This is a genomic window from Kribbella jiaozuonensis (genome assembly GCF_005233875.1).
Lineage (GTDB): Bacteria > Actinomycetota > Actinomycetes > Propionibacteriales > Kribbellaceae > Kribbella > Kribbella jiaozuonensis.
In genome coordinates, this window is record NZ_SZPZ01000002.1 from 489954 (window position 1) to 515005 (window position 25052).

Here is a 25052-nt window from a genome sequence, read left to right on the forward strand (position 1 = left end):
TCCCCAGTCCAGCGCGGAACCACCGCCGCGGACCAACACCGATCAGGTGGTCCGCCATACCCTGGAGGTATGCCGGAACCAGAGATCCGCGAACTGCGCTACTTCCGCGCGGTCGCCGAGGACCTGAACATCACCCGCGCCGCCGAGCGACTCGGCATCGCCCAGCCGCCGCTGTCGCGGGCGATGCGCCAGCTCGAGCACCGGCTCGGCGTCGACCTGTTCGACCGGTCGGGGACGCGGCTCGAGCTGACGTCGGCGGGGGAGACCTTGCTGAAGGAGTCGGGGCCGGTGCTGGATGCGTTGGATTCCGCCGTACGGCGGACGCAGCGGGCCGGGGCTGTTACCGGGGGACTAGTGGTGACGGCCAAGCCTGGCGTCGCGACGGAGTTGCTGCATCGGATCGTCGCGGAGCTGCGGGATGAGCTGCCGGGGGTGCAGGTCGTGGTGAGTGGGTTCGGCGAGCAGGCGGACATGGTGCGGAACGGGCGGGCGGATGTGGCGCTGGTCAGCCGGCCGTTCGATGACCACGGACTCGAGTTGGAGGAGCTATACACCGAGCCTCGAGTGGCTGCGTTGCCTGCGGGGCATGAGCTGGCCGAGCGTGAGGTCTTGCGCGCCGAGGATCTGGCCGGGATCCCGGCGCCGCGATGGAGCCGGGCCAATGTTGCCGAGCGCAACTACTGGTCGGCGCGCCCGGACGATCCGGTCGACGGACCGATCGTGCAGGACTCCTCGCAGTTGCTGGAGGTCGTCGCCTTCGGCCAGGCCGTCGCGCTGGTCCCGCAGTCGATGTCCGAACGCAACATCCGCCCAGACGTCGTCTACCGCCCGGTCACCGACGTCGAGGTCTACCGGATGTACGTCGTCTGGCCGGCCGGCAGCCGCTCGCAACAGCTGGCCCGCTTCGTCGAAGCCGCAATCAAGCACTCGAGCGGACGACCAGAGGGGCTGTGACGAGTCGGCCGGGCGCGTCCGGTTCGTCGCTGATCTCGTGTAGGGCGCGGTCGAAGAGGCAGGTTGCGATGTCTCGTAGCGGGATTCGGGCTGTTGTCAGTGGGGTGTCGAGCATGCTGGCGAAGGGGAAGTCGTTGAAGCCGGTGACTGCTACGTCCTCGCCGACGGTGATTCCGCGCCGCTGCAGTGACCGCATCGCCACGACCGCGAACGCGTCGTTGTCGGCGACGAAAACGTCCGGCGCCGCGGACTCCTCGACGTACGCCGCAACCGCCTCGAGCGTCCCGAACGAGCGCACCACCGTCGACGGGAACTCGCGGACGAACCCGGCCTGCCGCTGGTGCACCCACGGCAATGAGCTGTCCGTCGCGAGATAGACCGCCCGCTTCCGACCGGTCGATCGCAGATGTTGTGCGATTCCGGCCATCGACGTCTCGTTGTCGACGTCGACCCAGCACTGCCGTTGCGTCGGCCCGGTCCGCCCGAAGGCGACGAACGGGAACCGCCGCTGGCTGAGGAACTCGATCCGTTCGTCGTGCGGCATCGTCTCGAGTACGACGATCGCATCCACCTGCCGAGCCGCGATCAGCTTCTCGTACAGCGCGATCTCGGTCGCGTTCTCAGCGGGCGTGGCCACATGCACGCCGTACCCGGACAACGCGGCCGCCTTCACCAGACCACCGAGCAACCCGTGCAGGAATCCGCCGAGACCAGGGTTCTCCTCGTCCTCGAAGTACAGCGGGAGCCCGATCACCTGACTGCGTCCGGACGACAGCGCACGGGCCGCGTGGTTCGGGATGTACCCGAGCTCCTCGATCGCGGCGCGCACGGTCCGAACGGTCGGCTCGCTGACCCGGTGCGGTGCGTTCAACACATTCGACACCGTCATCGCCGACACCCCGGCAAGCTTCGCCACATCGGCAACGGTCGTTCGCTTCAATCCATCCCCCTCAGATCCGTACGATCCTGGCCACCCCGCCGACCGGTACGTCGATCGCCCACAGCCCCGCCGGCGTCGTCGTACTGCGAGACACCTCACCACCGGCGCAGTCCGACACTACGAGCTCGACCGGCCGGTCCTCGGCACCCTCGACGTAGATCCTGCCGTCGGCGCCACCGTTCACGACCAGCGTGCACGGATCCGATACCCGCACGACGGGGTTCGCGAACACAGCAACAATCGTCTCGGCAGCACCGACGGCCCGCACCTGCGTATAGCGCGCATCCGCGCGAGACGGCAGCAGTACGCCGTGCAGCAGCACGTCGGCGTGATCGCGCATGAACCCGAGCCAATGCCGCACCACCTGCTCGTGCTCCGGCGACAACGCGTCGAGCTCCATCGACACCTGCGGCGTACTGAACAAGGCGCCGATGAACTGCTGCGCAACATTCTCCGCAGACGCTTTCGGATGCCACAGCAGCATGTCCGAATGCACCGCGCGATCACCGGCCAGCAGCCGGCAGTCGACCGTGCGGACGCGATTCTCCACCGGGTCGAGCGCGCAGTCGCCGGCCCGCAAGAACGTGCCGAACTGCCACAGCCGAGGGTGCACGTAGTCCTGCCGGAACTCGATCAGTACGTCGGCCCGCAGCCGCCGCAGCTCATCCGTCACCGCCTGCAGGAACCGCTCCACACCCTCGTCGACCGACTCGCAATCGCTACCCGGCGCCGGCGGAACGTCGTCCCGCGCCCACGAATCGATGAAGTCCAGCTTGAGCCCGTCAACGCCCCAGTCCCGCGCAGGCCGCACGCAACACTCGACAAGGTGCTCCCGGACCTCCGGATAGCGCGGGTCAAGTACCGCGGTCACCTCGCCGTCCGCGAATCCAAGCGTGCGGTCCTTCAACCGATCCCAAGCCTTCGAGTGCACCCCGATCAACGGCGGCGCGAGCCACAGCACATACCGCTGGCCGAGCTCGTGCACCCGCCGTACGTGCGCTGCCATGTCGGGGAACGTCTGGCTGGTCGGCTCCCAGTCACCGCAGTACGCATACCCGCGCCGGGTGTCGTCGGTCTGCCAACCGTCGTCGACGATCACCGCGGTGCAGCCGTACGCCGTACCGGCGCGGGCGTGCCGCTCGACGGACTCGGCCGACACGTGCTGGTGATCGCTGTACCAGGTCGAGTACATCGCGGTCCGCGCAACGTCGGGCACCCGGGCGATCCGGTCGGCCAGCTCGGCGGTCCACTCGTCCGACACACCTCGCAGCGCCTCGGCGAAGTGCTGCGTCCGGGTGTCGATCCGCAAGGCGAAGGACTCGCCCTCCACGTCGGTCACGGTCAACTCGAAGAGCTGCTCGGCCGTCTCCTCGTTCACTCCGACGGCGAAGTCGCAGTCGCGGACGTTCGACGACAACGAGACCGTGACGATGGCCCTGTCCTGTGCGTCGACGAGCGTCGCGGCGGGTGCCGAGCGGACCGAGCGCACGTCGCGGTGCGAGCCCCAGTCGGTCGGCAGGTTGCGCCGCGAGTCCTGCGTCGGCCGCCACAGCGTGACCGCCTCCTCGGCCGGCCACGTCCACCGCAACGTCACCGAGCCGTCGGACCGCACGTCGTACGACTGCAGTCCGGGCGTTGCGACCGGTCGCGGGGTGATCGTGCCCGTGCCCGTGAGGGTGCCGGTCCGGGTGGTCCGGCCGTCGGGGGAGCGGAGGTCGAAAGTCGTCACGCCCTGGACTATAGCGGTAAAACGCGACCCCAAGAAGGTATTGACGGAATTGGCCGTCGTCTCTAGTTTTAGCGCTAATATCCGATTCTCCGAGGAGTCGCCGTGCTGACCCTGACGTCCAGCAGCGCCTACGTCGAGGAGGCCTTCGCGTGGGCCCAGAAGCGCGCGCTGGCCTGGGTGCAGACCGGCCCCGGCAACCTGCCGTCGTACTGGGCCGGCTACCCGTCCCGGCCGATGTTCTACTCGCGCGACGTCTGCCACCAGGCGGCCGGCGCGCACCTGCTCGGGCTGGACGCGGAGAACTTCGCGATGTTCCGCCACTTCGCCCGCTCGGCGACGCCGGCGCGGAAGTGGTTCCCGATCTGGGCCTTCCACTTCGACGGGCGGATCGCCGCCCTCGACTATCACAACGACGAGCATTTCGTCCGGGAGATCCCCGCGGTGTTCGACCTGACCTACCGGGCGCTGGAGCAGTACGACTGGACCGGTGACCGCCGCTGGATCGACGACCCCGACCTGGCGGCGTACTACCGGCACAGCGTCGGCGAGTTCGTCGAGGCACATGACGCCGACGGCGACGGCATCCCCGAGGCCGGTGGTACGGCGGACATCTTCCTCGGCACCGCCACCTACAACGAGCGCGAGGCGCCGCTGTTCGTCGCGGGCGACGGCCTCGCCACGCAGTACGCCGTACTCCGCAAGCTCGGCCGTCACGCCGAGGCCGACCGGATCCGCGCAACGTATGGCGAGTGGTGGAACGGCGACCACTTCGCCCGCGGCATCACCAAGGACGGACTCGACTTCGACTGGGGACTCGAATCGCACACGCTGGTCCCGTTGTTCGGGCTGAGCGGCGACGAACGTTTCCTCGACTACCTCGAGGCGCAGATGGAGTCCCATCCGCCGCTCAATATCGAGTCGTTCAGCTACTGGCCCGAGTTCCTGTTCAAGTACGGCCGGGACGAATCCGCCTGGCGCTGGACCAAGCATCTGATCGACAGCCGTGACGACTACCCGGAGATCTCGTTCACCGTCGTCGAGCACCTGGTCGCCGGGCTGCTCGGTCTACGACCCGACGCCCCGAACGCGGCCCTGACCGTCGGATCCCATCTGCCCGCCGAGATCGACGTACTCACCGCCGACCACGTCCGGGTCGGCGACTGGGACCTGCGCATCAGCCAGGAAGGCCGCCACACGACCGACGTCACCGTGCACAGCGGACCGGGTCCGCTCGCGGTGACCGTCGGCTCCGAGACCCACTCCCTCGAACCGGGTCAATCCGCCCGGGTGACCAAGGACCCCTCATGAAGAAACTGTTGCCCACCGCAATCGCCATCCTCCTCGCCGCCGGTTGCGCGACCGGCAATGCGCCGGCCTCGAACAAAGACACCGGGAACGCCGAGATCAGCTTCTCGTTCTGGGGCACGAACTCCGAAGCCGCGTCGCTGAAGGCGATCGCCGCCGCCTTCGAGAAGGCGAACCCGGGCACCAAGGTGACCACGAACTGGATCCAGTCCGACTACGAGCAGAAGCTGCAGACCTCGATCGCGGCCGGCACCCAGTCGACGGTGATGGAGATCAGCAACACCAGCCTGGCCGGGTTCGCGCCCAGCTTCGCCGAGCAGACCGTTGACCCCGGCAAGTACGTGCAGCCGAACATCTCGTCCGCGATGCAGTACCAGGACAAGTACTACGCGATGCCGTTCGCGGCCAAGCCCAAGGTGATGGCGATCAACACCGACGCGTTCAAGGCCGCCGGCGTACCGTTGCCCAGCGCAACCACTCCGCTGAGCCTCGACGAGTTCAAGACGATCGCCGCCAAGTTGTCGCACGGCGACGGCAAGGCCCGCGTCTACGGCTCGAGCAACCTCTGGTACCGCGGCTGGTTGACCGCGGCCGGCGGCAGCTACTACAACGACGACGCGACCGAGTGCACCTTCGGCGACGGCACCGGCGTACAGACCGCGCAGTACGTCGTCGACATGCAGAAGAACCGGTACGCACCGACGTCGACCGATATCCAGGGACAGGACCAGGCGCAGTGGTTCGCGGCCGGGCGGCTGGCGACGTTCAGCGACTTCGGGCCGTGGACGGTCGCCGACTTCGCGAAGATCAGCAAGCCGAACTGGACGCTGGTCCCGGTACCGGGCAAGGGATTCCCGATGGAGGTCGACGGGCTCGGTATCGCGAAGAACGCGAGCGGCAAGCAGCTCGAGACCGCCAAGAAGTTCGTCGAGTTCGCCAGTACGCAGCAGGTAGCTCAGGACCAGCTGATCCAGGGCAACACGGCGCTCGGCGTACCGATCATCGCGGCCTCGACGCCGACGCTGGAGAAGGTGCTACCGGCCGAACGTAACCTGGCCGCGTTCACCACCGCGCTCAAGTCGGGCATCGTCGGCGTCTCGGTCGCCAAGGAGGCGCAGATCTCCGGTGACGCCGACAAGGGCATGACCAGCTACACCGCGCTCGGCACCGGCAAGGACGACGTCGCGAAGATCCTGCCGCAGCTCGCCGGCAAGTGCACGCAGGCCCTGAAGAAGTGAATCCCACCGTCGGCTGGATCCGTGACCTGGCGGCGTCCTGGGGTGTTCCCAGCGCCCTCGTGCCGCTGGTCCCGTTCCTGCTCCTGCTGATCGTCCTGTACGCCGTCATCGGACTGGCGGCGTACGGGGCGCGGCGGCGCTGGCCGCGGGCCGACAAGACGATCGCGTTCTGGCTGTTCGTCTCACCGTGGCTGATCGGGTTCTGCCTGTTCACGCTCGGGCCGATGGCGTCGTCGGTCTACGTCAGCCTGACGTCGTGGGACCTGATCACGCCACCGCAGTTCGTTGGACTCGCCAACTACACGGAGGCCTTCCAGGATCCGCAGGTCGCGCAGGCGCTGAAGGTGACCTTGCTGTACGCCGTGATCAGCGTGCCGCTGCAGACCGTGCTGGCGTTCCTGGTCGCGTTGCTGCTGAACACGGAACTGCCTGGCATGCGGTTCTTCCGGACGGTCTGGTACCTGCCTTCGCTCGTCTCGGGTGTCGCGCAGATGGTGCTGTTCCTGTGGGTGTTCAACCCGCAGTACGGGCTGGCGAACGACGTACTCGCACATTTCGGCATCCAGGGACCGGGCTGGTTCAACGACTCGTCGTGGGCGCTGCCGACGGTGATCCTGATGAGTCTGTGGACGGTCGGCGGCGCGATGGTGATCTACCTGGCAGGGCTGAAGGACGTGCCGACGAACCTGTACGAGGCGGCGGCGCTGGACGGCGCCGGGCCGGTGCGGCAGTTCTGGCACGTGACGCTGCCGCAGTTGTCGCCGATCATCCTGTTCAACGCGCTGACCGGCATCATCGGCTCGCTGCAGATCTTCACCCAGGGCTTCATCGCGAACGGCGGCCCCAAGGACTCGCTGCTGTTCTTCGTCTACTACCTCTACGACAACGCGTTCCAGAACTTCCGGATGGGCTATGCGTCCGCGCTGGCGTGGATCCTGTTCGTCGTGATCCTCGCGCTGACCGCGGTCACGCTGCGCGGGAGCGCGTTCGCCGTGTACTACGAGACTGAACTCGGCCGGAAGCGGAGGCGTCGATGACTGCACTCGCAGAACCCTTGGTCGTGCGTGCGGACCGGCCGTTCTGGCGCCGCAACGTCACGCTTACCGTCGTCCTGTACGTCGTACTCGCGCTCGGGTCGCTGGTGTTCGTGTACCCGTTCCTGTGGATGATCGCGACGTCGCTGCGATCGCTGGCCGGAGTGGGGAGTTCGGGCGCGAGCGTCGTACCGCACGAGTTTTTGTGGAGTAACTACACCCGCGCGGTGACGTCGTTCCCGTTCTGGCGGTACGCCTTGAACTCGGTGCTGACCACGCTGATCCCGATCATCGGGACAGTGTTCTCGTGCTCGCTGGCCGGGTTCGCGTTCGCGCGACTGCGGGTGCGGTTCGCCGGGGTGCTGTTCGCGGTCGTACTCGCGACGATGCTGCTGCCGGGGGAGGTGACGATGGTGCCGCAGTTCATGCTGTTCAACAACCTCGGCATGGTCGACACGCTGTACCCGCTGATCCTGCCGGCGTTCTTCGGTTCGCCGTTCTACATCTTCCTGTTCCGCCAGTTCTTCGCCCGGATGCCGTCCGAGCTGGCCGACGCGGCGGTCGTCGACGGCTGCGGCTGGTTCAAGACCTTCTGGCTGGTCTACCTACCACTGGCGCGGCCCGCGGTCGTAGCCGTCTCGATCCTGCTCTTCATGGGCTACTGGAACAACTTCCTCGGCCCCGCCATCTACATCAACTCCGACCAATGGAAAACCTTGCCCCTGGCCCTGGCCGGCTTCCAATCCGTCAACGGCACCGACACCCCGTTGCTCATGGCAACATCAGTCCTGATCACGATCCCGTGCCTACTCATCTTCTTCATCGCCCAGAAGCAGATCACCAACGGCATCACGTTCAGCGGTGGTAAGTAGCTCCTACTGCTGCTGGGCGGTACGACGGGAGGGCGTCGGCGAGGGTGGGGTAGTGGTCCAGAGGGCGGGTGGAGTGGGTGGCTCGGATCAGGTCGGCGAGCCATTGGGCGGCGCCGGAGGCTCGGAGCCAGCCGCCGTTTTCGATGGCTAGTTGGTGGGCGTCGGCGAGGACGTCGAGGCCGGCTGCTTCCATCGCGGTGACGCGGCGGAGGTCGACGACGAGGCGGGGGAGTTTGGTGGTGATCACATGGCGGAGTTCGTCGGCGAAAGTCGACAGCGCGCTGACCTCGACCGGGCCGGCGACCCGGACGATCGCGCACTCACCGACGGCACTCCAGTTACAGGCAAAGGGGCGGTTCACATCGGGTTTCATGTCATGACCTGTACCCCGCGGCTAACGTCCCGGAGTCAGTCCCGGCCGAGGATGCCCTGCTCGTACCCCTTGGCCACCGCCGCGGCCCGATCGGTGACGCCCAGCTTCGTGAAGACGTGGCTGAGATGGGTCTTCACCGTCGCCTCGCTGATGAACAGCTCCCGAGCGATATCGCGATTCGGCGTACCCTTCGCGACCAGCTCCAAAACCTGCCGTTCGCGTGCGGCCAGCGGGCTCGGCGCCGGCGTACGGACAGCCGTGACGAGCCGGGAGGCGACCGCGGGGGAGAGCACCGTCCGACCCTCGGCCGCTTGGCGTACGGCGTTGAACAGGTCGTCCTGCGGCGCGTCCTTGAGCAGGTAACCGGTCGCGCCCGCTTCGATCGCGGGCAGCGTGTCGGTGTCGGTGTCCCAGGTGGTCAGGACCAGAACCTTCGACCGGATGCCACGCCGGGTCAGCTCGGTGATCGCGTCGAGCCCACCACCGCCGGGCATCCGCAGGTCCATCAGGACGACGTCCGGGTTGAGGTCCGCGGCCAGCTCGACCGCCTCCACGCCGTTCGACGCCTCGCCGAGCACGGTGAAGCCGGGCGCCGATTCGAACATGCCGCGCAGGCCGTTGCGAACCACCGGGTGATCGTCGACGAGGAGCAGCGAGATGTCAGGCATGGGGCACCAACGGTACGCGAGCCGACACCGCCGTACCGAAGCCTGGTTCGGCCTCGACGGTGAGCGATCCGGCGATGCGTTCGGCCCGGGCCCGCATGCCGTCGAGGCCGAAGCCGCCGGTGTTGGTGCGGGCGGGTAGCGACATCGGGTCGAAACCCTTGCCGTCGTCGCGGACGTCCAATGTGACCTCGCTGTCCATGAAGCTGAGCGTGACTCCGACCCGGGTGGCAGCCGCGTGTTTCGCGACGTTCGCCAGGGCCTCCTGGGTGATGCGCAGGATCGTCGCCGAGATCTCCCCGTGCAGATGCTGCGGCGTCCCGGTCACCGTGAACTCTGCACGTACGGCGCTGCGCTCGGCCCACTGGTCGACGATCTTCCGCAGTGCTTCGGGCAGCCCGTCGTTCGACAGGCCGACCGGGGCGAGGTTGTGGACCGAACGCCGCGCCTCGCCCAGGCTGTGCCGGGCCAGGTCGGTCGCGAGGCTGACGTGGTCCTTGACGATCGCCGGGTCGGAGGTGTTCGCGACGACCTGGAGCTGGGCGATGATGCCGGTCAGCCCCTGCGCGATCGTGTCGTGGATCTCCGCGGCCAGCCGGCGACGTTCGTCGGCGATGCCTGCCTCGCGGGCCTGGACGAGAAGCTGCGCCTGCAACGCCGCGTTCTCCTCGTGAGCCTGCTGGAGCTCCGCGATGGTGGCGGCCCGGGACCGCGACCGAGCCTCCTCCTGGTCGGCGAAATGTTTGACCACCGTCAGCAGCAGGTTGTTCGCGATCAACAGGCCCGCGAACACCAGCCACCGGGCCGTGTCGTGCACCGGGATGCCGCTGGCCTGGGCTGCGGAGATCGGGATGGAGCAGGCGAACAGGGCGAACCGGCGCGCCCGCCGCCAGGGGATCCGTTCGTCGGCGTCGTAGTACCCCGACACCGCGTAGAACGCGAAGAAGCCGTTCAGGATGGTGAGCGCGAAGCCGATCGCCCAACGCAGCACGTAGTACGCGAATGACACCCGGCTCGGATCCGGGTGGCGCCGGGCGATCCACGTCCAGGACAGCTCCACGACGAGAGCCGACCCCACCAGCGCCCCGGCCAGGACCCGTTCGTGGTCGAACGGCGTGATCAGGCCGGCCGTCATCACAGCCAGGAAGGTGCCGAGGGCGAGCAGGAAGTACGGCGCGCAACGGCGGAAGACTTCCTGCCGCCGCTCGAGGTCGCCTGCTTCCTCTACTCCCACAGTCACGCTCCCAGTTTGCATTACGGGCCGATCATTCCCAGCGGAACCACTTGGCGGCGGCTGCGGACAGAAGCACTGCCCAGGCGGCCAGAACGCCGAGGTGGGACCAGGATGGCCAGTCACCGGCCGCTGCCTGGCCGAGTGCGCGAGCCGCTGCACCGAAGGGAGTCAGCTCGACGATCTGACGCAGTACGTGCGGCATGGACTGCACGGGCAGCCAGACGCCCGCGCAGAACATGCTCGGGAAGAACACTGCCGAGCCGATCGCGGTGGCGATCTTCGCGGTGGGGGCGAGTGCGGACACCAGAGCTCCGAGCGCGAAGGCCGCGGCTGCCGCGAGGAGCAGCGCCAGCGCATAGCCGGCCGCCTGTTTCGGCAACTGGACATCGAACGCGATCCGGCCGAACGCCAGGCAGACCAGCGCCGACACGATCGCGGCCGAGCCGTTCAGCCCCATCTGCGCGGTCAGCAGCGCGGACGGCTTGACCGGGGTCGCCGACATCCGGCGCAGGATGCCGCGCTCGCGGTACCCGGTGATGATCGGCGGCATCGTCTGCAGGCCGGTCACGATCAGCGCGACCAGGACGAGGATCGGTACGTACAGGTCGATGATCCGCAGCCCGCCGAGGCCGGCGTCGGCCTTCCGGAACGACGGGATGCTTCCCAGGATCACCAGCAGCAGCGGCGGGAAGCCGAGGATCCAGAACAAGGTCCCGGGCTCCCGGCGGAACAGCCGGGCCTCGGCACGCAGTACGGCGGCCCTCGGCGAGGTGCTGCGAACGGTCGGGGCGATGGCGCTCATGAGTTGGCTCCTGTCAGATCAAGGAAGGCGTCGTCGAGGGTGGCGTCGGTGACGCGAAGCTGGTGGGCGGTGATGCGGTGGCGGGCGAGTAGCGACAGCACGGCGGTCACGGTCTCGTCGGTGCCGCCGAGCGTGATCCGGCCGTCCTTCTGCTCGACGGACGCGAGCGCCGGCAGCGCGGCCAGGTCCACGTCGTCGACCGGAGCCGACGGGGTGAACGAGATGACGGTCGATCCCGCCGTACGGCTGATCAGACCCTGGGGTGTGTCGAGCGCGGTGATCTTGCCCTTGTCGATGACCGCGATCCGGTCGCACAGCCGCTGCGCCTCTTCCATGAAGTGCGTGACCAGGAGGACGGTGACGCCGCGGGCGCGGACGTCCTCGACGACCTCCCACGTGTCGCGCCGGGCCCGCGGGTCCAGGCCGGTGGTCAGCTCGTCGAGTACGACGACCCGCGGGTTGCCGATCAGCGCGAGCGCGATGAACAGCCGCTGCTTCTGGCCGCCGCTGAGTACGCCGAAGCGCGAGGTCAGCTGATCGGTCAGGCCGAGGCGCTCGGCCAGCGGGCGCCAGTCGGCCGGGTTCGGGTACAAGGCGGCGTACAGCTCGAGGGCCTCGCGGACGGTGAGCTTGGCCTGCAGCTCGCTCTCCTGGAGCTGCGCGCCGAGCACCTGGGTGACGGCCGCGTGGTCGGCGACCGGGTCGAGCCCGGCAACCCGGACCAGGCCGCTGTCGGGGACGCGCAGTCCCTCGACGCATTCGACCGTGGTGGTCTTGCCGGCGCCGTTCGGGCCGAGGATCCCGAAGATCTCGCCCTCGTCGACGGTGAAGGACAGGTCGTCGACGACGGCGCGGCCGCCGTACGACTTACGCAGGTTGCCGACTTCGACGATCGGCCTGTTCGTGGTCATGCATCGAGCTTCGCCGAACGACCACCCCACCGGCATCGCCCATCAAGCTCAACCCGAGATCATCCAAATGGCTGACCCCGCCCTACAACCGCAGTGGACTACTTCGTGTACAGGGCCTCGACGTCGGTGCCGTGTTTTTCCATCACGATGTGGCGGCGGAGGGAGAGCTTGAGGGACAGTTCGCCGGTTTCCTGGGTCCAGTCGGTTGGCAGGATCGAGAACTTCTTGATTGCCTCGGCGTGGGAGACGGACGCGTTGGCCTCGTCGATCGCCTTCTGGATCTCGGCGATCAGGTCCGCGTCCTGGGTCAGCGCGGCCGGGTCGGTCGGCTTCCCGCGCTCGGTTGCCCACGGCACGATGTTCTCCGGGTCGATCGTGATCAGCGCGGCGATGAACGGCTTGCCGTCGCCGACCACCATGCACTGGCTGACCAGCGGGTGCAGCCGGATCTGGTCCTCGAGCAGTGTCGGCGCGACGTTCTTGCCGCCGGCCGTCACCAGGATCTCCTTCTTCCGGCCGGTGATCCTGATGAACCCGTCGACGTCGAACTCGCCCAGGTCACCGGTGTGGAACCAACCGTCGGCGTCGATCGCAGCAGCGGTCGCCTCGTCGTTCTTCCAGTAGCCCTGCATCACCTGGCCGCCCTTGAACAGCAGCTCCCCGTCGTCCGCGACGGCGACCGTCACACCAGGAAGCGGCCGGCCGACGGTACCGATGCGGATGTCGTCCGGCAGGTTCACCGAAACGGCCGCTGTGGTCTCGGTCAGGCCGTAGCCCTCCAGGACCGGTACGCCGATACCGCGGAAGAAGTGGCCGAGCTTGTCGCCCAGAGGTGCGCCACCGGAGACGGCGTACTGCACCTGGCCGCCGAGGACGGCCCGCAGCTTGCCGTAGACCAGCCGGTCGAACAGCATGTGCTTGGCCTTCAGCCCGAACGACGCGCCGCCCTTGTCCTGCGCCTGCGAGTACGCGATCGCGGTGTCCGCGGCTGCGTCGAAGATCTTGCCCTTGCCCTCGGAGTGCGCCTTCTGGCTGGCCGTGTTGAACACCTTCTCGAACACCCGCGGCACGCTCAGGATGAACGTCGGCTTGAACGCGCCGAGGTCCTCGACCAGGTTCTTCACGTCGGCGCTGTGGCCGACCTTGACCCGCTTCATCACGCAGCCGACCTGGATGATCCGGGCGAACACGTGTGCCAGCGGCAGGAACAGCAGTGTGCTCGCGCCGGTGGTGTCGAAGAGGCCGTCGAGGATCTTCACCGCCGGGCCGAGCTCGTCGATGAAGTTCGAGTGGCTGATCTTGCAGCCCTTCGGGCGTCCCGTCGTACCGGAGGTGTAGATCAGCGTGGCCAGGTCGGAGGCCGTGACCGCGGAGCGGCGCTTGTCGAACTCGGCGTCACTGATGTCCTGGCCGAGCGCGGTGAGCTGGTCGACGGCGCCGGCCTCGATCTGCCAGACCTCCTGCAGGGCAGGGGCCTCGGCCCGGGCGGACTCGACGACCGCGCCGTGGGTGGCGTTCTCGACGACGGCGACGACCGCCTCGGAGTCGGTCAGGATCCACTGGATCTGCGAGGGGGAGGAGGTTTCGTAGATCGGCACCGTGACCGAGCCGATGCTCCAGATCGCGTAGTCGATCAGGGTCCACTCGTACCGCGTCGGGCTGAGCAGGGCGACCCGCTCGCCGGGCTTCACGCCGGCCGCCATCAGGCCCTTCGCGACGCCGATCACCTGCTGGGCGAACTCGGCCGCGGTCACGTCCTGCCAGCCGCCGCCCGCGACCCGGCGGCTGAACACCGCGGTGTCGGGATGGGACGACGCGTTCGCCCACACCGGGTCGCTCAAGCTCCCGCTGGCGGGTTCGGTCACAGCAGGAACGGTGTACTCACGCATCCGCGTCGTCTCCTCAGTCGGTCACGAATTGTCGACTTCCGGCGCACGCTACAGTCACCTACCCACAAGTAGCCACCTTTATGTGACCCAAGGAACTAGGTTCGAAGGCATGCCCACGCTCGACATCAGTTGCGACGACCTGGTCGTTGCTGATCCAGCCTACGTCGCCGAGCGACTCGGAGCGGACACCCTCTGGCGCGAGTGGTGGCCGGACCTGACCCTGACCCCGTCCGAGCGACGCGGTGCGGAGGGGGTCCGCTGGGCCGTCACCGGCTCGGCCGTCGGTACGGCGGAGTGGTGGCTGGAACCGGTCCGCGACGGCGTCGTCGTGCACTGGTACCTCCGGGTCGACCCGGCCCGCCCGGTCCGCGGCCGTGCCCTCGAACGACTCAAGGAGCGGTACGTCGCGTCGTACCGCGAGCACCTGTGGCGGTTCAAGGACGAAGTCGAAGCGGGCCGCGCGGCGGGCGAACGACGTACCTCGTCCGATCCCGCGATAGTCTCCGTTGAGGACCCCGAGACCGACACTGAGAACCGACCGGCGAAGAGGTGAATCGATGGCGGAACAGACCACCTCGACCATCCAGATGAACGCGAGCCCCAAAGAAATCATGGCGGTGATCGCGGACTTCGCGGCGTACCCCGAGTGGGCCGACTCGATGCGGGAGACCGAGGTGCTGTCCACCGACGAGGCCGGCCGGCCGAACAAGGTGCGTTTCAAGGTCGACGCCGGTGCGATCTCGGACGAGTACACGCTGGCCTACGTCTGGTCCCGCAACGAGGTGACCTGGACGCTGGTCGAGGCGAAGATGGTCAAGGGTATGGACGGCGCCTACGTCCTCAAGGATCTGGGTGCGGAGGGGACCGAGGTGACGTACCGGCTGGCTGTCGACGTGGCGATCCCGATGATCGGGATGCTCAAGCGGAAGGCCGAGAAGGTCATCATCGACACCGCCCTGAAGGGCCTCAAGAAGCGCGTCGAGTCCTGATCCAGTGACTCGGGTTCTGCTGTATACGGGTAAAGGCGGGGTCGGCAAGACGACCTCTGCGGCGGGTACCGCCACGCTCGCCGCACTGCGCGGGCTGCGGACGCTGGTGCTGTCGACGGATGCCGCGCACTCGCTGTCGGACGCGTTCGACTCCGAGGTCGGCCCGGAGCCGACGGAGATCGACGATCTGCTGTTCGTCCAGCAGATCGACGCGCAGCGCAAGTTCGAGCGGTCCTGGGGCGACATCCAGAACTACCTGCGGTCGGTGCTGCACATGATCGGCGTCGACCCGATCGAGGCCGAGGAGCTGACCGTGCTGCCCGGCGCCGCCGAGGTGCTCGCGCTGCTCGAGGTGCGCGACCACGTCCGGTCCGGGCGCTGGGACGTGATCGTCGTCGACTGCGCGCCGACCGCGGAGACGCTCCGGCTGCTTGGTCTGCCCGAGGCGCTGAACTGGTATCTCGACCGGATCTTCAACGCCGAGCGCAAGATGATGCGGACGTTCCGGCCCTTCATCAACCGCGGGGCAGGTCTGAGCCGCGGGTCGAGCCTGCCGGTCCCGGACGACAACGTCTTCGACGCGTTGCGGCGGCTGCAGAGCGACCTGTCGGACATCCGCACGCTGCTGGCCGGCCCGGACGCGTCGGTGCGGCTGGTGCTGACGCCGGAGGCGGTCGTGGTCGCGGAGGCGCGGCGGTCGCTCACCAGGCTCTCGCTGTACGGGTACCGCGTGGACGGTGTCGTGGCGAACCGGGTCTTCCCGGCGGCCGGTGCGGATACCTGGCGGCGGCAGTGGGTCGCTGCACAGCGCGGGATCCTGGAAGAGGTCGCGGACTCGTTCCGGCCGTTGCCGATCTGGGAATCGCCGTACCGGGTCTGTGAGCCGGTCGGGGTCGAGGAGCTGGCCGCGTTCGCGGTGGAGATGTACGGCGGGGACGACCCGTTCGCGCGCGCCACCGACGAGACGTCGCTGTGGGTGGATCGGCATATCGACACCGACGGGCGGACGTACACGCTGACCATGCCGTTGCCCTTGGCATCGGCCAGCGAGCTGGAGCTGGCGCGGCACGGGGACGAGCTGATCATCACCGTCGGGTCGTACCGTCGGGTGCTGCCGCTGCCGGCCGCGCTGGCGCGTGGAGTGGTCGCGGGTGCGCGGCTCGACGAGGGACGGCTGCAGGTACGGTTCGCGCCGCGGGAGACCGCGCGGCCGGTCGCGCCGTCGGAGGTGCCCAGCGGGTCGGGTCCGTTGGAGTCGGCGCAAGAGCTGGCGCAGGGCCTGACGGCGGAGTACCACGAGCAGCTGGCCCGTCGTACGGCGGCGATCGGAGAAGGCTTGTGAGTAAGGAGCCCGTCGGCTCGGTTGCTGAGGAGGCGGCCAAGCTGTTCGCGGTACTGCAGGACGCCGCGGGTGCTACTCCTCAGGACGATGAGAAGCACGAGCACAAGCTGGGGCCCGACTGCGTGTGGTGTCCGGTGTGTCAGCTGATCCACCGGGTGCGGAACACCAGCCCGGAGACGATCGAGCAGCTGTCGACGGCCGCCGCGCATGTGCTGGGCTCGTTGAGATCTCTGCTGGAGGCCGCCGCGGACGCGGCCCGGCAGGCGCGGGAGGACGCAGCGTCGCGACCGAAGAGCCCTGCGCAGCCCGAGGAGAAACCGGCCCCGCCCAAGGTGGACCGGATCGACGTGAGTGAGGACCCCGAACCATGGGACTGACCATCGGCATCGATGTCGGCGGTACGAAGATCGCGGCCGGCGTGGTCGACGAGAACGGCATGATCGGGGCCCGGACGCATCGCGACACCCCGGCGGACTCCGTCGACGGGACCGCGACGGCGATCTGCGACGCGGCGGCCGAGCTGATCGCCGGGCACGAGGTGGAGGCGGTCGGGATCGGCGCCGCCGGGTTCGTCTCGTCGGACCGGTCGACCGTGTTGTTCGCGCCGAACCTGGCCTGGCGGAACGAGCCGCTCGGCGCGCGGGTCTCGGAGACGCTGAAGATCCCGGTGGTCGTGGAGAACGACGCGAACGCGGCGGCGTGGGGTGAGTTCGCGTTCGGCGCGGCGAAGCACGTCGAGCACATGCTCTGCATCACGGTCGGCACCGGGATCGGTGGCGCTGTGGTCAGCGACGGCGAGATGCTGCGTGGCGCCCACGGCGTCGCGGCCGAGCTCGGCCACATGCGCGTCGTACCCGGTGGGCATCGGTGCGGGTGCGGGTCGCGCGGGTGCCTGGAGCAGTACGCGTCCGGGCGGGCGCTGGTGCGTGAGGGGCGGGCTCAGGCCGAGTCCGGTTCGATCGCGGCGGCGCAGATGCTGAGCGTGTGCGGGATCACCGACCCGGCGGAGCTGACCGGGCCGATGATCACCGAGGCGGCGATGGCGGGCGACCCGTGCGCGGTGGAGCTGCTCGAGGACCTCGGCCGGTGGCTCGGCGAGGGGCTGGCGAGCCTCGCGACGATGTTCGACCCGACCCTGATCGTGATCGGCGGCGGCGTGAGCGCGGCGAAGGACCTGCTGATGAAGTCCGCCGAGGTCGCCTTCGAGAAGGTCCTCCCGGCCAAGTCCAACCGCCCCCACCCCACCTTCACCCTCGCCGAACTGGGCAACGACGCCGGCCTCATCGGCGCCGCCGACCTCGCCCGCCGCCCGGCCCCGATCCCGGAGAGAACCAGGTGACCGCCGCGGCGCCTGGGCGCCCTCCGTCCTCTTCTCCCGCCCGCCGCGAAGCGGCGGGCGGGCATGTTGTTCCGGCGACTCTGGATAATGGAGGTAGTCCGGCGGGGGTCGGGGGTACGGCGAGGAGGGTCGTGCAGTGGCTCTGACGCAGGCTTTGACGATCGGGATCGATATCGGCGGGACCAAGGTCGCCGCCGGGGTGGTCGACCCCGAGGGCAACATCCTGGACCGGGTCCGGCGGGACACGCCGACCAAGGATCCGCGGGAGACCGAGGACGCGATCGCCGAGATCGTCCACGACCTCGAGTCGCGCCACGACGTGATCGCGGTCGGTATCGGCGCGGCCGGATTCGTCGACGGCACCCGCTCGTCGGTCCTGTTCGCCCCGCATCTCGCCTGGCGGCACGAGCCGCTGCGTGACGCGGTCGAGCGGCGCCTCGGCGTACCGGTCGTCGTCGAGAACGACGCGAACGCGGCCGCCTGGTCCGAGTGGCGCTTCGGCGGCGGACAGGGCGAGAGCCACCTGGTCTGCGTCACGCTCGGCACCGGCATCGGCGGCGCGATCCTGAACGACGGCTCCTTGCAGCGCGGCAAGTTCGGCATCGCCGGCGAGTTCGGCCACATGCAGGTCGTCCCCGGCGGCCACCGCTGCGAGTGCGGCAACCGCGGCTGCTGGGAGCAGTACGCGTCCGGCAACGCGCTCACCCGCGAGGCCCGCGAGCTGGCGATGTCCGGCTCGCCCGTCGCGCACAACCTGCTGCGTGCGGCCGGCGGCGACCCGCGCAAGATCAACGGCCCGATGGTGACCGAGCTGGCGAAGGACGGCGACCCGGTCGCGGTCGAGCTGCTCGAGGACGTCGGCCGCTGGCTCGGCATCGGCCTGGCCAACCTGGCCGCCGCGCTCGACCCCGGCACGTTCGTCATCGGCGGCGGCGTGTCCGACGCCGGCGAGCTGCTGCTGGCGCCGGCCCGCGAGGCGTTCAAGCGCACCCTGACCGGCCGCGGCTTCCGCCCGGAGGCCCGGATCGTCCGCGCGGTCCTCGGCCCGGAGGCGGGTCTCGTCGGTGCGGCCGACCTGGCTCGCGAAGAGGCGACCTGGCTGCGCCGCGTCCGCGTCAAGACGACCGCGGTGACGGCCAAGACGGCCGCCGCCCGTGGACGCTCCACCCGCCTGGAGCGGGCCGCGCGGAAGTCGGCGGCCCGGCGTACCGGAATGCGCGCCGCGCCCGCCGAGGCCGAGCTGCACCCAGCCGACCTGAACGGCGACAACGAGGGATGACCGGCCGCACCTTGCGGGTGCTGTCGTACAACGTGCACCGCTGGGGCGACGACCGTACGGCGCTCGCACGGGTGGTGAAGGCTTGCGCGCCGGACGTGATGCTGGTGCAGGAGGCCCCGACCTGGTTCGGCACCCGGCGCAAGCGACGCGCGATGGCGGCGACCTTCGGCCTGCGGTACGTCGCGGCCTCGGCCCGCAACGCGATCCTGGTTGCCGACGGCATCGACCTGACCGGCATCCGCGGCCGCCGGATCTGGCGCCCGTTCGTCCGCCGCCGCCTGAACTTCATCGCCACCCAGCTCCCCGGCGGCGCAGTCGGCGGAGTACTCGTCCTGGGCTCGACCCGGCTAGCGGTCGTCGTCTGCCACCTCGGCCTCCACCCCCGCGGCCGGATCCACGAGATAACCCAGGTCCTGACCCTCTGCCGCTCCTTCGGTACGCCGTACCTGCTCGCCGGCGACATCAACGAAGAACCCGACGGCCCCGTCTGGAAACTCCTGGCCGAGGAAGGCCTCCTGGACCTCGACGCCGGCCCGACCTTCAGCTCGACCACGCCCCACAAACGCATCGACGCCGCCGTACTCTCCCCCCAGCTCAAAGGCCGCCTACGCCACCTCCCCGCCACCAAGCCGGACCTGGCGGCCGCCACCGACCACCTCCCGCTGCTGGTGGAACTCAGCGGCGGTTGAGGAAGTCGAGCATCGCCTGCTGGGCCGCGGACGAGCCGAAGAGGCTGGCCGACAGCTCCGCGAGATCCTTGCCGCGGGCATCGATGTCGACGAGGAGGTCGCGGTTGAGCAGCTTCTTCGTCTCCTGCAAACCCTGCGGCACGCCCTTCAGCACCGCCTCGAGCACCGCGCCGACCGCCGCGTCCAGGTCGTCGTCCGGCACCGTCAGCGTCAGCAGCCCGAACCGCGCCGCCTCGAGCGCGTCGAAACCGCTGCCTGTCAGGAACGTGTACGCCGCCGCGCGATCGGTCAGCCGCGGAAGGACGGTCAGCGAAATCGTCGCCGCCGCAAGCCCCAGCCGTACTTCGGTCAGCGCGAACGTCGCGCTCTCCCCGGCGACGCTGATGTCGGACGCCGCGACGATCCCGATCCCACCCGCGCGCACCGCGCCCGCCACCCGCGCGATCACCGGCTTCGGGTTCGCGACGATCGCCCGCTGTACGTCGACCATCCGCTGCGCCCCGACGCCCATCCCGATCGTCGTCGCCTCGGACAGATCGGCGCCCGAGCAGAACACATCCAGCGCCGACCGAACCACGATCACCCGCACCTCGTCGTCGGCCCCCGCCGCCTCCAGGTGCTCCAGCAACTCACCCGTCAACTGCTGCGACAGCGCGTTCTTGTTGTGCGGCGAGTCGAGCGTGATCGTCGCAACGCCGTCGGCCACTTGCAGGTGCACGAGTTCGGTCATGGCGCCATCCAACACCGTCACGGACCGGAGGGGGAGGCCTTCGGGTTGAGGGGATCGGCGTGCCGGTGCGTGATCTTCCACTCACCGGCCTCGGCGCGGAACACCATCGTGGCCCGCAGGACGTGCGGAACGGGCTCGGGTTGGGTGATGTGATGCACCGTGCAGCGCTCGATCGCGACCGTGTACGCCGTGTCCGCGCCGACGTGCTTCTCGAGGTACTCGAACTCGACCTTCGCGCCGCTGTCCCGGAACTGTGACGACGCCCACTCGTACCGCGGCCCGATCTGCGAAAAGCCCACCTCGTGCCCGCCGAACCCGCCGAAGATCGAGGTCTGCTCACTGTGCGACACCAGCGGCATCCACAGCGACGGGTCCCCGTTGATGAAGGCGGTGTTGGCCTCCTCGAACCGGCGCAGGAACGATTCGAAGTCTTCAATCACCGAGCCAGTCTCACCCTCGACAGGGTCACTTGCTCTCGGCGTACTCCGGTGACAGCTCGCGGGCGAGGTGCTCGATGAACAGGCCGACGTCCGTGACGATCCCACGCGCCTGCGACGAACCGCGATCGGCGAGCTTGGTCACCGTCGCCGGGTTGATGTCCACGCAGGTCAGCGGGATCGACGCGGGCAGGATGTTGCCGGTGGCAACCGAGTGCAGCATGGTCGCGGCCATCAGGCAGTACCCGACGCCGTCCAGCTCGGCCCGCATCGCGCGCTGCCCCTCGAGTACGTCGGTGTAGACGTCCGGCAGCGGCCCGTCGTCGCGCACCGACCCGACCAGCACGAACTTGCCGCCCGTCCGGACCAGCGCGTGCATCACGCCCGAGGTGAGGACGCCCTGGTCGACCGCGGCCTTGATCGACCCCGCCTTGCGGATCGTGTTGATCGCGCGGATGTGGTGCTCGTGCCCGTGCTCCACACCCCGCCCGCGGGCGAGGTCGACGCCGAGCGACGTCCCGTACAGCGACGACTCGATGTCGTGCGTCGCGAGCGCGTTGCCGGCGAACAGCACATCGACGTACCCGGCCTCGACGATCGCGACCATGGCCGGCGCGGCGCCGGTGTGGACGATGCCGGGGCCGCCGACCCAGAGCACCTTCTGCCCGTTGGCCTTCGCCTCGCGCATCCCGTCCGCGACCTGCTTCACCAGCACCCGCTGGGGCTTCTCCGACGACACGTCCGACTCCATGAAGCCGAACCCGTCCTCGGTGCTCGTCGCGATCGGGGGAGTGACCCGCACGCCCTGCGCGCTGGTGATGATCCTCATGCCTGCGCGTACGTCGGACATCGGGATCGTCCGGACCGCGTCACCCTCGACGAGCAGACCGCAGTCCATCTCCGGGTTCTGCACCGCGACCCAGTGGCCGCCGAGCCGCACGCTGGTGGGGAGGTTCGTGGTGGAGTAGAACCCGTCGGGGAACACGCCGTCGGTGGTCACCTCGGTGATGTCCGGCGTACCCGGGTCGACCAGGTTGGCGCCCTTGGTCTGGATCCGCATCAGCAGCCGCTGCAGCGACTCCTCGTCGTCCGCGCCGACGGTCATCCGGACCGTGGACGGGTCGTCCTTGTCGTAGCCGAGGTCGAACTTGTCCAGCGTGTACTCACCGCCGTACCCGCGGATGTCGTCGAGGACGCGGGACAGCAGCCCGGAGTCCATCAGGTGGCCGGTGATCTCGACGGTCTCGGTGACCTGCACGGGTGCCCTCCCTCGCGATTCGTCGGATTGTCCGACGATCCGCACTCTAACTCAGACGACCGCCCCGTCGTCGCCGCCGTCTCCAGGAGGGAGACGGTCCTTCATCCGGAAGACGAGCGTCAGGAAGCCGCCGATGAAGCCGGCGACCGCGAGCGTGGTGATCCGGCCGGTGCCGAAGTCGAGGACCGCGGCCGCGATCAGCAGCAGTGGTCCGCCGAGCAGGCCGAGCCAGGCGAGCCGGGTGATCCAGTCCAGCCGCGGGCCACGGGGCGGCTCCGGCGGTACGAAATGGTCGTGCGGGTCGTCGTCCTTGCGCTTCGGCTTGACGTCCTCCTCGTCGGCCGCGGGCGTCTCCTCGACGGTGAGCCCGGTCGGTACGTCGATCAGCGGCTCGTACTTGTCGTCGACGTCCTCGCTGGCCGGCCATCGCGGGACCGGGTCCTCGCCGCCGTCGTGACCCGGCGCGGACGGCTGGCTGAACTGCTGGACCAGCGACTCCCACTCCGCGTCCTCGGTACTGCGGTCGATCAACGGGCGGGCCTCGTCCACCGCGGCGGCGTCGACGAAGATCTCGTCGTACCCGACCGGAATGCGGACCGGTTCCTCGGCCTCTTCCGGCGTCCGGGCCTCGCTCTGGTTCTCGCAGTACGCCGCGATCCCGGCCGCGGCGAGCGCGTCCAGCACCGGCTGCGCGACCAACGGGTCGATCCCCCCGAGCGACGTGTACGACGCTGCTGTCAGTCCGTTGTCACGCATCACTGTTACCGCTCAGCCGCCTGATGAAGGCTGATGTGTCCGCGAAGATCCGCGGTGCGTCGTTGTCCAGGGTTGCCACGTGATAGCTGTCCTCGAGCAGGGTCTCGGTCACGTCGCGGGACGAGATCGAGGACAGCACCGTCCGCCCCGAGCTCGGCTCCACCACATGATCGACAGTACTGCGGAACAGCAGCACCGGCTGAGTGACTTCGGCCAAATCGTCGCGGGTGACCTTCCACAGCTGCGACAGCGAATGCAGCGCACGCAACGGCATCTTGTCGTACGCGCCCTCGTCCATGTCCGGCTTCTTGATGTCGTTGGAGATACCGGGGAACGACGGCACCAGCCTGGCCAGCACCGGTAGGAGCACCAGCCGCTTGTCGTCGGTGCGCACCGACGGGTTGATCAGGACCAGACCGGAAACGTCCGCTCCGTGCTTCTCGGCCAGCCGCAGGACGAGGCAGCCGCCCATCGACAGTCCGATCAGGAAGACGTGGTCGTGCTCCTTGCGCAAGCGCTGCAGCTCGTTGTCGAGTACGGCGTACCAGTCGGGCCAGCCGGTCTTGTTCATCTCCTGCCAGCTGGTCCCGTGACCGGGCAGGCGCGGTACGGCGACGCCGTACCCCTCGGTGGCGAGATGTTCGGCGAAGGGCCGCATCGACTTCGGCGAACCGGTGAACCCGTGGCTGAGCAGGACTCCGACGGCCGCGTTCGCCCCGGTCCCGGGACTGCGAAACTCCTCCGCGTGGGCTTGCACTGGCACGCTCGACTCCTCGCCGGTCCGTTCCTCACAGACGCCCCAGCCGAAGACGGCCGGAGCGCCCCTCAATCGTCGCATCTGGGCTGCGTCCAGTCTGCATCCAGGTGACAACACGGTGAGCAACACCCGGATTCCTGGCGGTGACATTGCCTGAGGGGGAAGCTGGAACGTAGTGTCCGCACCGAACGGTCGGCGCGCCGAAGATGTCGCCTGGCCGCCACCGGTGGGCACTGGTGCCGGACGAGGGTACGGCCGACGATGGTTCGGTGAGCGTTGTCGGGTGATGCGAGTCGGGTGTGTCGGGCGAGCGACGGAGGTCGAGGCGGATGCTGTACCTGTTCCTGAGACGGTTCATTGTCGCGCCATTGATCAAGCTGCTCTTCCGGCCCAAGGTGACCGGCCTGGAGCACGTGCCGACCGACGGCCCGGCACTGCTGGTCAGCAACCACCTGGCGTTCTGCGACTCGATCTTCCTGCCGGTCTCGGTACCGCGGCAGATCGTCTTCCCGGCCAAGTCGGAGTACTTCACCGGCCCCGGCCTGAAGGGCAAGCTGGTCGCCACGTTCTTCCGGTCGGTGGGCCAGATCCCGATCGACCGGTCCGGCGGGCGCGCCTCGTTGGCGGCGCTGAACACCGGTCTGAGCATCCTCGAGAAGGGCGGCCTGTTCGGGATCTACCCGGAGGGCACCCGTTCGCCTGACGGCCGGCTGTACAAGGGCAAGACCGGCGTCGCCCGGATGGCGATCGTGGCCGGCGTCCCGGTGATCCCGGTCGCGATGATCGACACCGAGAAGCTGCAGCCCGCGGGCCGGATGCGGCCGAACCTGTTCTACCGGGAGAAGGGCAAGCTGCTGCCGCGGCTGGTCCGCCCGGGCGTCGCGTTCGGCAAGCCGATGGACTTCTCCCGCTACGAGGGCATGGAGCGGGACCGCTTCGTCCTCCGCTCGGTCACCGACGAGATCATGTACGCGCTGATGGAGCTGTCCGGCCAGGAGTACGTCGACATGTACGCAGACAAGGCCAAAGAGCTGATCAAGGCCGGCGAATCGGTCGACGAGCACCTGCGTCTCGGCGACACCAAGGCCAGCTGACCCGGTTCGGGCCCCGTTCCGGGCGAGGATGTCGCCATGGACAGCGACCTGAACGTGCTCGGCGGACCGCTGGAGGAGTGCGGGACCGACCCGGTCACCGGCTTCTACCGCGACGGCTGCTGCACGAGCGGCCCCGAAGACCTCGGCAGCCACACCGTGTGCGCGGTGATGACCGCGGACTTCCTCGCCCACCAGGCCTCGGTCGGGAACGACCTGATCACACCCCGCCCCGAGTACAACTTCCCCGGTCTCGAGCCGGGCGACCGCTGGTGCGTGGTCGCCGCCCGCTGGTTGCAGGCGTACCACGCCGGCGCCGCGGCTCCCGTCGTACTGGCGTCCACTCATGCCCGGACGCTCGACACGATCCCGCTCACGGCGCTGCGCGAGCACGCTGTCGACGTACCCGCCGATCCGGGCTCGTTGACCTGAGACGGTC

The 25052-nt window shown here is 68.8% G+C and carries 27 protein-coding genes; 14 read left to right on the forward strand and 13 right to left on the reverse strand.

The window, feature by feature from the left end; genetic code table 11:
- Positions 1 to 69: 69 nt before the first annotated feature.
- Positions 70 to 954 carry a LysR family transcriptional regulator gene (locus FDA38_RS13890; RefSeq protein WP_137254450.1) on the forward strand — a complete coding sequence of 295 codons (885 nt, stop codon included), beginning with the start codon at positions 70 to 72 and terminating at the stop codon, positions 952 to 954.
- Here FDA38_RS13890 and FDA38_RS13895 read toward each other — a convergent pair.
- A complete protein-coding gene (locus tag FDA38_RS13895) occupies positions 920 to 1894 on the reverse strand; it encodes a LacI family DNA-binding transcriptional regulator (protein WP_137254451.1) in 975 nt (324 codons plus the stop codon). The genes FDA38_RS13890 and FDA38_RS13895 overlap by 35 nt on opposite strands.
- A 10-nt stretch (positions 1895 to 1904) precedes the next feature.
- Positions 1905 to 3623 (reverse strand): glycoside hydrolase family 36 protein, encoded by a 1719-nt coding sequence (locus FDA38_RS42205; protein ID WP_170989728.1) that lies wholly within the window; start codon positions 3621 to 3623, stop codon positions 1905 to 1907.
- A gap of 102 nt (positions 3624 to 3725) precedes the next feature.
- Between FDA38_RS42205 and FDA38_RS42210 the strand changes: the two genes are divergently transcribed.
- From FDA38_RS42210 to FDA38_RS13920, 4 genes are read left to right on the forward strand one after another with little or no spacing between them, the layout of a single operon-like run.
- The gene (locus FDA38_RS42210) at positions 3726 to 4931 is read left to right on the forward strand and encodes a hypothetical protein (protein WP_170989729.1); all 1206 of its coding nucleotides are present in this window, start codon (positions 3726 to 3728) and stop codon (positions 4929 to 4931) included.
- On the forward strand, positions 4928 to 6166 hold the full coding sequence (locus tag FDA38_RS13910) for an extracellular solute-binding protein (protein WP_137254454.1): 1239 nt from the start codon (positions 4928 to 4930) through the stop codon (positions 6164 to 6166). The genes FDA38_RS42210 and FDA38_RS13910 overlap by 4 nt, the downstream gene beginning before the upstream one ends.
- Positions 6163 to 7203 carry a carbohydrate ABC transporter permease gene (locus tag FDA38_RS13915; protein ID WP_202877679.1) on the forward strand — a complete coding sequence of 347 codons (1041 nt, stop codon included), beginning with the start codon at positions 6163 to 6165 and terminating at the stop codon, positions 7201 to 7203. The genes FDA38_RS13910 and FDA38_RS13915 overlap by 4 nt, the downstream gene beginning before the upstream one ends.
- Positions 7200 to 8072 carry a carbohydrate ABC transporter permease gene (locus tag FDA38_RS13920; RefSeq protein WP_137254455.1) on the forward strand — a complete coding sequence of 291 codons (873 nt, stop codon included), beginning with the start codon at positions 7200 to 7202 and terminating at the stop codon, positions 8070 to 8072. The genes FDA38_RS13915 and FDA38_RS13920 overlap by 4 nt, the downstream gene beginning before the upstream one ends.
- On the opposite strand, the gene FDA38_RS13925 is transcribed toward FDA38_RS13920, so the two are convergent.
- From FDA38_RS13925 to FDA38_RS13950, 6 genes are all read right to left on the reverse strand, one after another.
- Positions 8056 to 8445 (reverse strand): STAS domain-containing protein, encoded by a 390-nt coding sequence (locus tag FDA38_RS13925; RefSeq protein WP_137254456.1) that lies wholly within the window; start codon positions 8443 to 8445, stop codon positions 8056 to 8058. The two genes, FDA38_RS13920 and FDA38_RS13925, sit on opposite strands and share 17 nt — an antisense overlap.
- Positions 8446 to 8480: 35 nt before the next feature.
- Positions 8481 to 9113: a response regulator gene (locus FDA38_RS13930; protein WP_137254457.1), complete on the reverse strand. Its 633-nt coding sequence runs from the start codon at positions 9111 to 9113 to the stop codon at positions 8481 to 8483.
- The gene (locus FDA38_RS13935) at positions 9106 to 10350 is read right to left on the reverse strand and encodes a sensor histidine kinase (protein WP_233714705.1); all 1245 of its coding nucleotides are present in this window, start codon (positions 10348 to 10350) and stop codon (positions 9106 to 9108) included. The genes FDA38_RS13930 and FDA38_RS13935 overlap by 8 nt, the downstream gene beginning before the upstream one ends.
- A 25-nt stretch (positions 10351 to 10375) precedes the next feature.
- Complete coding sequence (locus FDA38_RS13940) at positions 10376 to 11146, reverse strand: ABC transporter permease (protein WP_137254459.1); 771 nt, start codon at positions 11144 to 11146, stop codon at positions 10376 to 10378.
- Complete coding sequence (locus tag FDA38_RS13945) at positions 11143 to 12057, reverse strand: ABC transporter ATP-binding protein (protein WP_137254460.1); 915 nt, start codon at positions 12055 to 12057, stop codon at positions 11143 to 11145. Before FDA38_RS13945 ends, FDA38_RS13940 begins: the two co-directional genes overlap by 4 nt.
- A 98-nt stretch (positions 12058 to 12155) precedes the next feature.
- Positions 12156 to 13946: an AMP-dependent synthetase/ligase gene (locus FDA38_RS13950; protein ID WP_137254461.1), complete on the reverse strand. Its 1791-nt coding sequence runs from the start codon at positions 13944 to 13946 to the stop codon at positions 12156 to 12158.
- A gap of 109 nt (positions 13947 to 14055) precedes the next feature.
- Here FDA38_RS13950 and FDA38_RS42215 point away from each other — a divergent pair, with 109 nt between their 5' ends.
- The 7 genes from FDA38_RS42215 to FDA38_RS13985 all read left to right on the forward strand — a co-directional run bounded on the left by FDA38_RS42215 (position 14056) and on the right by FDA38_RS13985 (position 19584).
- Positions 14056 to 14499, forward strand: coding sequence for a polyketide cyclase / dehydrase and lipid transport (locus FDA38_RS42215; RefSeq protein WP_170989730.1), 444 nt, complete (start codon positions 14056 to 14058; stop codon positions 14497 to 14499).
- A gap of 4 nt (positions 14500 to 14503) precedes the next feature.
- The gene (locus FDA38_RS13960; RefSeq protein ID WP_137254462.1) at positions 14504 to 14935 is read left to right on the forward strand and encodes an SRPBCC family protein; all 432 of its coding nucleotides are present in this window, start codon (positions 14504 to 14506) and stop codon (positions 14933 to 14935) included.
- 4 nt (positions 14936 to 14939) lie between these two features.
- Positions 14940 to 16277: an ArsA family ATPase gene (locus FDA38_RS13965; RefSeq protein ID WP_137254463.1), complete on the forward strand. Its 1338-nt coding sequence runs from the start codon at positions 14940 to 14942 to the stop codon at positions 16275 to 16277.
- Positions 16274 to 16654, forward strand: a complete 381-nt coding sequence (locus tag FDA38_RS13970; RefSeq protein WP_137254464.1) for a hypothetical protein — start codon at positions 16274 to 16276, stop codon at positions 16652 to 16654. Before FDA38_RS13965 ends, FDA38_RS13970 begins: the two co-directional genes overlap by 4 nt.
- Complete coding sequence (locus FDA38_RS13975) at positions 16645 to 17616, forward strand: ROK family glucokinase (RefSeq protein ID WP_137254465.1); 972 nt, start codon at positions 16645 to 16647, stop codon at positions 17614 to 17616. Before FDA38_RS13970 ends, FDA38_RS13975 begins: the two co-directional genes overlap by 10 nt.
- Positions 17617 to 17752: 136 nt before the next feature.
- Positions 17753 to 18895 (forward strand): ROK family glucokinase, encoded by a 1143-nt coding sequence (locus FDA38_RS13980; protein ID WP_137254466.1) that lies wholly within the window; start codon positions 17753 to 17755, stop codon positions 18893 to 18895.
- Positions 18892 to 19584 carry an endonuclease/exonuclease/phosphatase family protein gene (locus FDA38_RS13985; protein ID WP_137254467.1) on the forward strand — a complete coding sequence of 231 codons (693 nt, stop codon included), beginning with the start codon at positions 18892 to 18894 and terminating at the stop codon, positions 19582 to 19584. Before FDA38_RS13980 ends, FDA38_RS13985 begins: the two co-directional genes overlap by 4 nt.
- Here the strand turns inward: FDA38_RS13985 and FDA38_RS13990 are convergent.
- The 5 genes from FDA38_RS13990 to FDA38_RS14010 are packed head-to-tail and all read right to left on the reverse strand — an operon-like array spanning position 19571 to position 23528.
- Positions 19571 to 20314: an enoyl-CoA hydratase-related protein gene (locus FDA38_RS13990; RefSeq protein WP_137254468.1), complete on the reverse strand. Its 744-nt coding sequence runs from the start codon at positions 20312 to 20314 to the stop codon at positions 19571 to 19573. The genes FDA38_RS13985 and FDA38_RS13990 overlap by 14 nt on opposite strands.
- A gap of 17 nt (positions 20315 to 20331) precedes the next feature.
- Entirely contained in the window at positions 20332 to 20754 is a 423-nt protein-coding gene (locus FDA38_RS13995) for a YybH family protein (RefSeq protein WP_137254469.1), read from the reverse strand.
- 25 nt (positions 20755 to 20779) lie between these two features.
- Positions 20780 to 22009 carry an ornithine cyclodeaminase, nickel-pincer nucleotide-dependent gene (locus FDA38_RS14000; protein WP_137254470.1) on the reverse strand — a complete coding sequence of 410 codons (1230 nt, stop codon included), beginning with the start codon at positions 22007 to 22009 and terminating at the stop codon, positions 20780 to 20782.
- Positions 22010 to 22060: 51 nt separating this feature from the next.
- Positions 22061 to 22765 (reverse strand): hypothetical protein, encoded by a 705-nt coding sequence (locus tag FDA38_RS14005; protein WP_137254471.1) that lies wholly within the window; start codon positions 22763 to 22765, stop codon positions 22061 to 22063.
- Complete coding sequence (locus FDA38_RS14010; protein WP_233714706.1) at positions 22758 to 23528, reverse strand: alpha/beta hydrolase; 771 nt, start codon at positions 23526 to 23528, stop codon at positions 22758 to 22760. Before FDA38_RS14010 ends, FDA38_RS14005 begins: the two co-directional genes overlap by 8 nt.
- A 323-nt stretch (positions 23529 to 23851) precedes the next feature.
- Here FDA38_RS14010 and FDA38_RS14015 point away from each other — a divergent pair, with 323 nt between their 5' ends.
- On the forward strand, positions 23852 to 24616 hold the full coding sequence (locus FDA38_RS14015; protein ID WP_137254473.1) for a lysophospholipid acyltransferase family protein: 765 nt from the start codon (positions 23852 to 23854) through the stop codon (positions 24614 to 24616).
- 36 nt (positions 24617 to 24652) lie between these two features.
- Positions 24653 to 25045: a DUF2237 family protein gene (locus FDA38_RS14020; protein ID WP_137254474.1), complete on the forward strand. Its 393-nt coding sequence runs from the start codon at positions 24653 to 24655 to the stop codon at positions 25043 to 25045.
- Positions 25046 to 25052 lie beyond the last annotated feature (7 nt).